General features: G+C 38.3%; 6 protein-coding genes and 1 rRNA gene (1 of these 7 only partly in view). 4 read left to right on the forward strand and 3 right to left on the reverse strand.

Annotation, left to right across the window (positions count from 1 at the left end):
- Positions 1-53 precede the first annotated feature (53 nt).
- From thiM to thiE, 3 genes are read left to right on the forward strand one after another with little or no spacing between them, the layout of a single operon-like run.
- On the forward strand, positions 54-863 hold the full coding sequence (gene thiM, locus H5S10_RS07830) for a hydroxyethylthiazole kinase (RefSeq protein ID WP_182589232.1): 810 nt from the start codon (positions 54-56) through the stop codon (positions 861-863).
- Positions 856-1,674 carry a bifunctional hydroxymethylpyrimidine kinase/phosphomethylpyrimidine kinase gene (thiD, locus tag H5S10_RS07835; RefSeq protein WP_182587376.1) on the forward strand — a complete coding sequence of 273 codons (819 nt, stop codon included), beginning with the start codon at positions 856-858 and terminating at the stop codon, positions 1,672-1,674. The genes thiM and thiD overlap by 8 nt, the downstream gene beginning before the upstream one ends.
- On the forward strand, positions 1,671-2,318 hold the full coding sequence (thiE, locus tag H5S10_RS07840; RefSeq protein WP_182589233.1) for a thiamine phosphate synthase: 648 nt from the start codon (positions 1,671-1,673) through the stop codon (positions 2,316-2,318). Before thiD ends, thiE begins: the two co-directional genes overlap by 4 nt.
- A 62-nt stretch (positions 2,319-2,380) precedes the next feature.
- Here the strand turns inward: thiE and H5S10_RS07845 are convergent, their stop codons facing one another.
- The gene (locus H5S10_RS07845; protein WP_182587372.1) at positions 2,381-3,640 is read right to left on the reverse strand and encodes a chloride channel protein; all 1,260 of its coding nucleotides are present in this window, start codon (positions 3,638-3,640) and stop codon (positions 2,381-2,383) included.
- 157 nt (positions 3,641-3,797) lie between these two features.
- Positions 3,798-6,104, reverse strand: coding sequence for a glycoside hydrolase family 31 protein (locus tag H5S10_RS07850; RefSeq protein WP_182589235.1), 2,307 nt, complete (start codon positions 6,102-6,104; stop codon positions 3,798-3,800).
- A 144-nt stretch (positions 6,105-6,248) separates the two neighbouring features.
- Between H5S10_RS07850 and H5S10_RS07855 the strand changes: the two genes are divergently transcribed.
- Entirely contained in the window at positions 6,249-6,890 is a 642-nt protein-coding gene (locus tag H5S10_RS07855) for a phosphatase PAP2 family protein (protein ID WP_182589236.1), read from the forward strand.
- Positions 6,891-7,330: 440 nt separating this feature from the next.
- Here H5S10_RS07855 and rrf read toward each other — a convergent pair.
- A 5S ribosomal RNA gene (gene rrf, locus H5S10_RS07860) occupies positions 7,331-7,446 on the reverse strand (it continues 1 nt past the right edge of the window).

The raw sequence follows: 7,446 nt of genomic DNA on the forward strand, positions 1-7,446 counted from the left end.
TAGGTGTATCTCCTATTTTGAGTATTTTTTATTTAAGTTAAGGAGCTAATTTTATGGTACAACTTCAAATTGACTGGTCACTGCTCGATCGGGTTCGTACTAAAAACCCGATTGTCCTTAACCTTGCCAATTTAGTAACAATTGATAAAGTTGCCGATGCCGTTAGTGCTGTTGGAGCATCACCGATCATGTCTGTCGAGCCTACTGAAGCTGATGAAATGGTAACATTGGCAAATGCTCTCTCGATCAATCTTGGAACAATTAATGAACATCAGGCAACACAAATTAAAACGGTTTTGCGAGCTGCCACGCCACTCAAGCCCCTCGTATTAGACCCAGTAGCGGTAAGTGCGGTTCCATCCCGCTTAAAGTTTGCCCATTCATTACTAAATGATTTTCATTTTGATGTTATTCGTGGTAATGCCAGTGAAATTGCTGCTTTAGTAGAGGCTGACAATACTAGTCATGGAATTGACGCTGGTAAAGTTCCTAACCAGGTTCAAATTGCCGAAACGTGTGCCCGGCGTTACCATTCAATTGTAGTCCTAACTGGTGAAACCGACCTAATAACTGATGGGCAAGTTATCTATGAAAATCCCTTTTCTGCCGAGATGTTAACGATGAATGTGGGGAGTGGTGATATGCTTTCTAGTATCATCGCTGCATTTTTAGGAACCACAACTAATACTTGGGATGCTTGTATTGTTGCGACAGTTTTGGTATCTGCTGCTGGAGTATTAGCTAACCGTTATTCAGTCGGACTCGGTTCGTGGCAAGTACAATTTTTTGATCAGCTTTCGATTATGGACACGAAAGCATTACTAGAATTTTTTGCAGAAAGTGAGGAAGATTACCTTGATTAATGATTATCCCCAGGCTCTAACAATTGCTGGAACTGATAGTGGCGGAGGTGCCGGTATTCCAGCGGATATAAAAACGATGCAGATGCGAGGCGTATACTCAGCAATGGTAGTCGTAGCAGTCACAGCCCAAAATACATTAGGAGTACAAGATGCCTTGCCAATGCCAGAAAAATTAATTGATGAGCAATTTGCTTCAATTGCTGATGATTTGAAAATTAGGGCTTGTAAAACGGGGATGCTTGCTGACCCTATCCGCGTAAGAGCCGTTGTACGAAACTTAAAGAAATATGATTTAGGACCGCTTATTGTCGACCCGGTCATGGTAGCAAAAGGCGGCGCAAAGTTACTTAGTGATGATGCAATTGCAATTGTAAGAGATGAACTTATTCCCCTCGCCTCCTTGGTTACACCAAATATTCCAGAAGCTTGTGAGTTGACGGGAATCGCAATAAAGGATAAAAATGATATTAAAAAGGCTGCTCGTGAATTACAAAAGCGAGGAGCAAAAAACATTCTCATAAAAGGTGGTCATGCAGAAGATTCAGACAAAGCTGATGATTATATTTTATTTGAAGATGGTAATGATATGTGGTTAACTGCTCCCCGTGTTGATACTAAAAATACTCATGGGACTGGTGATACAATTTCTGCATGTATTACTGCGGAAATTGCTAAGGGACATTCCATGGAACAGGCAATTATGATTGGGAAGACATATGTTGAAAAGACGATTAGCAAGGGAATTAATGTTGGTCACGGTCATGGACCACTTAATCACTGGGTTAAAATTGAAGGAGACGAATTAAAATGATGTTTGATCCAAAAATGTTACAAGTATACTTAGTTGGCGGAACACAAGATGTTCATAATGATGTTGTTAAATTTCTTGAAAAAGTGGAGCTAGCAATGAAGAGTGGTATCACTGCCTTCCAATATCGGGAAAAAGGAAACTCGAAGTTACGACCTAATGAACGAGTAGACTTAGGACTAGAATTACGAACCTTATGTACACGTTACGGAATACCATTGATCGTTGATGACGATTATGAATTGGCCCAGCAAATTAACGCTGATGGAGTTCACGTTGGGCAAAATGATACTAAAATTGAACAGGTATCTGTCGCTGTAGGTCATCAAATGTTCATCGGCTACTCCTGTAACACGCCAGAACAAGTTGAACGTGCTAATACAATGAACTTTGTTGATTACATCGGTTGTGGCCCCGTTTTCCCTACAAAATCAAAGCCGGACGCTGATACTGCTATTGGCATTAATCGTCTTGAACGTTTAAACATGATCAGTGAACGTCCCGTAGTTGCAATTGGGGGCATCGATGAAGAAAATATGAAAGTTGTTCATGATACTGGAGTTGCAGGATTAGCAGTTATTTCATTAGTCTTTGATAGTAAGGATCTTGCAGCAACTGTAAAGAAAATGAAAAAGTTGTATAAATAAAATAGCAAGGTTGGAAGAAATTTCAACCTTGCTATTTTATTAGATACTATTTTTAATAAAGGTTATTTTGTACTTGCTTTTGCTTCTTGCAGCCACTTTGAAACGCCAATTGAAATTGCGACTCCAATCCCCAATGGAAGAAAAGCTGTAAAGTTAAGGTGGCAAACTTCAAATAACATAAATAATGCCATTAATGGCGCCTGTTGTGATGCGGCTAAAAATAATGAGGCGCCGATAACTGCACACTGCGTTAAAGTCACAACTGGGAAGAAGTGCATATAAGGAATACCGAGAAATACTCCGATAACTGCTCCAGCGGCAATCGATGGTGTCAGTGTTCCTCCATAGCCCCCACATTTGATTGTAAATAAGGTAACTACTACTTTAGCAACGAGACCAAACAAGAGCGCTCCTAGGACCTGAGAATTGACAGTGGTCGTATTCATGGCTAATTGAGCAAGTCCCCGCCCATTTCCCATAATTTGCGGATAAAAAGCTGCAATTGCTCCTGCTGCAAACGATAAAAGTGGTAATTGCCAGAAAATATTTTTACCCGTTGCCCGTTTACTAGAAGCTGCTTTAACCCCTTGTTTGAACCAGGTTCCAGTTATTCCAAGGATTAATCCTAAAACAATTGCTAATGGAACAGACAGCAAAGAAAAATCACGGCTTCCGACAATATAATATGGTTCGAAGCCTTTTAAAATCGAACCAATCATCGTTGCAATTACTGACATAATTAGACTAACAGAAACTGAACGAGCATTAATGCGTCGATATAAAATTTCTAAACAGAAAACAGTTCCTGTAATAGGTGCGATATAGACTCCTGCGAATCCAGCTCCAGCAGCAGCGGCAATTAGTAAACGTTTATCTTCGTCATTAAGGCGCAACCACCGATAAGAATCAAGTGCTCGGGACCATTTCTGAGCGATAGCAGCCCCTGCTTCTCGTGGGGCTAATTCACGACCGATCGAATTACCAGTCCCTACAAAAAAGATTTGAGTAACCACGTGAATGAATGTTTTTCTTAACGGCATTTCTTTACCATTTAAGGCATTCTTAATGCTAACTGGATGATAATGGCGCTGAAGGAAGTACCAAATAATTGTAGCGATTATCCCCCCTATTAACACCGAGGCAAATCGATGAATAGGAAAAATACTAATATTAACTGGAATCTTATTTGTCTCGTTAAAATTTAAAAAATAATGCTCTGTTAAATCTAGAATAGCGCTAAGGACCAATGAGCTGAACCCAACGACTATTCCAAGAACAACCGTTGCAATCGCTAATGGAATGTTCTCTTGCGTTTCTTTCATTTTCTCGTCTCCTATAAAAATAAATCAACTTTCAGTTTATCACGGATGAACTGAAAAAGATAACAGCAATGTCTCGCTATGTTGAATATTATGTAAACTAAAATAAGGCCGAAGAATAAGTGCTAACCTTCTTCCTCGGTCTTATTTCTATCTTAGATTATTGTTGGACATACGTTTGTTTTTGTGGATCAAATTCAAAAGTCAATTTTTGATCATTTAATTCGACAAAAATCTTCCGGTAATTTTTATCATAACCATTATGAGGCATATCTATTGTTACTCCATTTTGAGAAGCCTTAATTTGATAAAGGTTGTATTCACCGCTTTGGTAAGCAAAGTCAAGACCGTTATCTTGGTAATGAGTATATGAGGCATGTTGTCCATATAGGCGGAAAGTCATTGTTTCATTAGGTTCATCACTAATATGACTTACTTCAGGCCCCCATGGAATAATCGTATTCTTTTTAACGAATAATGGTAACTTATCAATTGGTGCTTCGACTAAAATTGACCGCTTGCCAGCATATTCAACACCGTTCCAAAAGTCAATCCACTCCCCTGCTGGTAAATAAACTGCTCGTGTATTTTGGCCTTCTTGAATTACTGGAGCCACTAGTAACTCATCGCCAACCATGTATTCATCGTTCATTGTCCGAACAACAGGGTCTTGATCATAGTTTAATACTAATGGACGCATTATTCCGAGGCCATCCTTTGTTTCCTTGTAACAAAGATCGTATAAGAATGGAATGAAACGATATCTCAACTTTAAATACTTCCGATAGATTGAGAGCGTTGGTTTACCGAATACCCAAGGTTCTTGTGCACGGGTTCCCATTGAAGCGTGGTTACGATAAAGGGGACTAAACAAGGCTGCTTCAATCCACCGCGTTAGCATTTCTGCCGTTGCATCTGCACCAAAGCCACCAATATCAGTTCCAGCAAAGGTAAAACCGCTCATTCCTAAATTACATAATTGAGGAATCATCATTTGTAGATGAGGCCACAGACTTTGATTATCCCCTGTCCAGACGGTTGAATACTTTTGCGTTCCCGCATAAGCTGCCCGAGTAATGACATAAGGGCGTTTATGGCTGTATTTCTTTAATCCATTGTAAGTAGCCTTTGCCATATTATGCCCATAAACATTATGTAATTTCTTATGGGTAGAAAGATATTTTCCATCACTAAAGACAATATTATCAGGAATTTCACCTTCAAATGATGCTGGTTCGTTCATATCGTCCCAAATCCCTGCAGTTCCGGTATCAACAAGGTATTTACAATTATCGGCCCACCATTGTTGTACCTCTTCCCGGCCAAAATCAGGGAAAACAGCATCGCCAGGCCAAACCTTATTAACATAAACGGTCCCATCAGGATTCTTAACAAAGTATCCTTTTTTTATTCCCTCTTTATAAATTTTATACTTTTTATCTTGCTTAACACCGGGGTCAATAATCGGCATTACTCTAAAGCCTTGGTCTCTCAATCTTGAAACAAATGCTTGAGGATCAGTAAATTTTTCTTTGTTCCAAGTAAATACGCGGTAACCATCCATATAGTCAATGTCAAAATGAATCACATCACAAGGAAGATCATTTTCTCGCAGTTTAGTCGCAATTTCTTGAACTTTTTCAGGACTTACACTATACCCCCAACGTGATTGCTGATAACCAAGTACCCATTTTTGTGGCAATGGAACACGCCCAGTAAGGTAAGTATAATTTGTAACAATATCCCTCAAATGTTGCCCCCCAATAACGTAATAATCAAGGTTACCAGCAACTGCGGAATAAAAGTAGTAATTAACATTTTCTTTTCCTAAATCAAGATGACTACGATAAGGGTTATCAAAGAAGAGGCCATATGGATGACCGTTCTTCAAGCCTAACATAAAAGGAATAGACTTATAAAGCCGGGTAAAACTTTCTACTTGGGGTGCTGGATTATCGGTATTCCAGTTATCGTATTCGTAGCCTCGTTTATTCAAATACCCGGTTTTATCCCCAAGACCATATATCTGTTCATCAGTAGCTAAAGATTTAATTACTTCAAAATATGTCTTATCTTTGTCACTTCCACCAGCAATATCATGACCTTCTGCGGCAACTAACTTTGCATGAGCCTCATCTAATCCACGGTCAATTGGTGTTCGCTCACCTTGATAATCAATAATTAATGGGTGACCATCTTTGTCATAAACATCGATTTTCTCATTGTCGTATATTTTTACAATTAAAGCTGCCGTAGTTAATTCAAGATGGTCACCATGGTCTAAGACTGTGAAGTTAGTTTTAATTGTCTTATTGCCTTCAATAGCATATGATGTTCCTTTTTCACCGTGATCTTGAAATACCCGAATAATTTCAGGCGTAATAACTGATAAAACAATTGAACTGTTTTGATAATTAATCGTAATCCTTTGATCAACAGTTGCGTATCCACGTAATTGGTTATTCATTAATGTCGCCCTTCCTCTTTTTTACTTTTATTGTATCGCATTTATTTTGAATGTAAACGTTTTCTCGAAGGAGGAAATAACTTTTTAAGAATAAATAGGATATAATTAAATGTGATAACGAAAATGAATGAGGCTTATAAAATAATGCATAAAAAAGCACAAATTGGATTCGGATTCTTCTGTTGGATTTTATTCGGAATATTACTCTTCAATGTTTTAACTAAATCTCTATTTATTCGTTCAATTGATACAGGCGGTTTTGCGCTGACTGCTCCAGTATCTAAAGTCAAAACCACTATCTTAACCGAATTGACTTTTATGGGTGACCCAGTTACAGTTGGAATTATAACAATCGGCTTAATGCTTCTATTATGGCGGCGCGGAAGGGCAACCGATAGCGTTTGGTATGGTATGTTACAATTTATCGGTTACTGTTTAGTAATATTAATCAAGTATAGCGTTACTCGTTTTCGTCCTTCCTTTCGGTTAATTAATGTTAGTGGATATAGTTTTCCAAGTGGGCATACCTTTTCAACAGTTATTTTTACTTTTACGATCTTAGCTCTTCTTTTACCCTATTGTAAAGTTAAATGGCAAAAAGTATTTTTAGAAATCATCGGCGCGCTATGGATCATTATTATTATGTATTCGCGAGTTTATTTACATGCTCATTTTACTTCCGATGTAATCGGGGCCTTCTTGTTAGCTAGCGGATGGTGGTTATTAGCTAATAGTCAGCGTACTGTTTTCTTTCATTGGTTGCAAAAACCGGTCAATAAAGTTTAATTAACAAAACACCAAACTATAACTTTTATATCGATTATAGTTTGGTGTTTTACTTTAATTGAAATAAATTTTAATTTTCAAATATTCGATATACTTAACGAAAAATAAGTAAGAAGTTTCAGAATAAACAATCATGATTTTATTAGAAAAATTCTCTGAAGCAACTTAGTCAACAGTTCTCGGCAATCACCATTGCAAGTCCATCAATGTCTTCCGCATGTCGGTTTTTCTGCAGACTAAATAGATATGAGCGGGATCATGCCAATTAACGAGCATAGATATCTAAAGCCAAAATAGAATTAGTTTCCTACTGAGGATAGTCTCAGTATAGGAGATCCGAGGGAGCTACGGCTAGACGTACTGTTATTGACTGTTTACTGATAAGCTTACTAAAAAAGGATATACACTGTATTAAAACAATGCATACCCTTTTTTAAATTGCGTGGCAACGTCCTATCCTCGCAGGGAGCGATCCCCCAACTACTTTCGGCGTGTTGAAGCTTAACTTCTGTGTTCGGCATGGGTACAGGTGTATCCTTCAAGCCATCATCACCAC

Origin of the sequence: Limosilactobacillus balticus (genome assembly GCF_014145615.1) — a bacterium.
Lineage (GTDB): Bacteria > Bacillota > Bacilli > Lactobacillales > Lactobacillaceae > Limosilactobacillus > Limosilactobacillus balticus.

Bases quoted from the DNA above. Each gene is read 5' to 3' on its own strand.
- thiM (WP_182589232.1), top strand. From the start codon at position 54: ATGGTACAACTTCAAATTGACTGGTCACTGCTCGATCGGGTTCGTACT.
- thiE (WP_182589233.1), top strand. From the start codon at position 1,671: ATGATGTTTGATCCAAAAATGTTACAAGTATACTTAGTTGGCGGAACA.
- H5S10_RS07845 (WP_182587372.1), bottom strand. From the start codon at position 3,640: ATGAAAGAAACGCAAGAGAACATTCCATTAGCGATTGCAACGGTTGTT.
- H5S10_RS07850 (WP_182589235.1), bottom strand. From the start codon at position 6,104: ATGAATAACCAATTACGTGGATACGCAACTGTTGATCAAAGGATTACG.
- H5S10_RS07855 (WP_182589236.1), top strand. From the start codon at position 6,249: ATGCATAAAAAAGCACAAATTGGATTCGGATTCTTCTGTTGGATTTTA.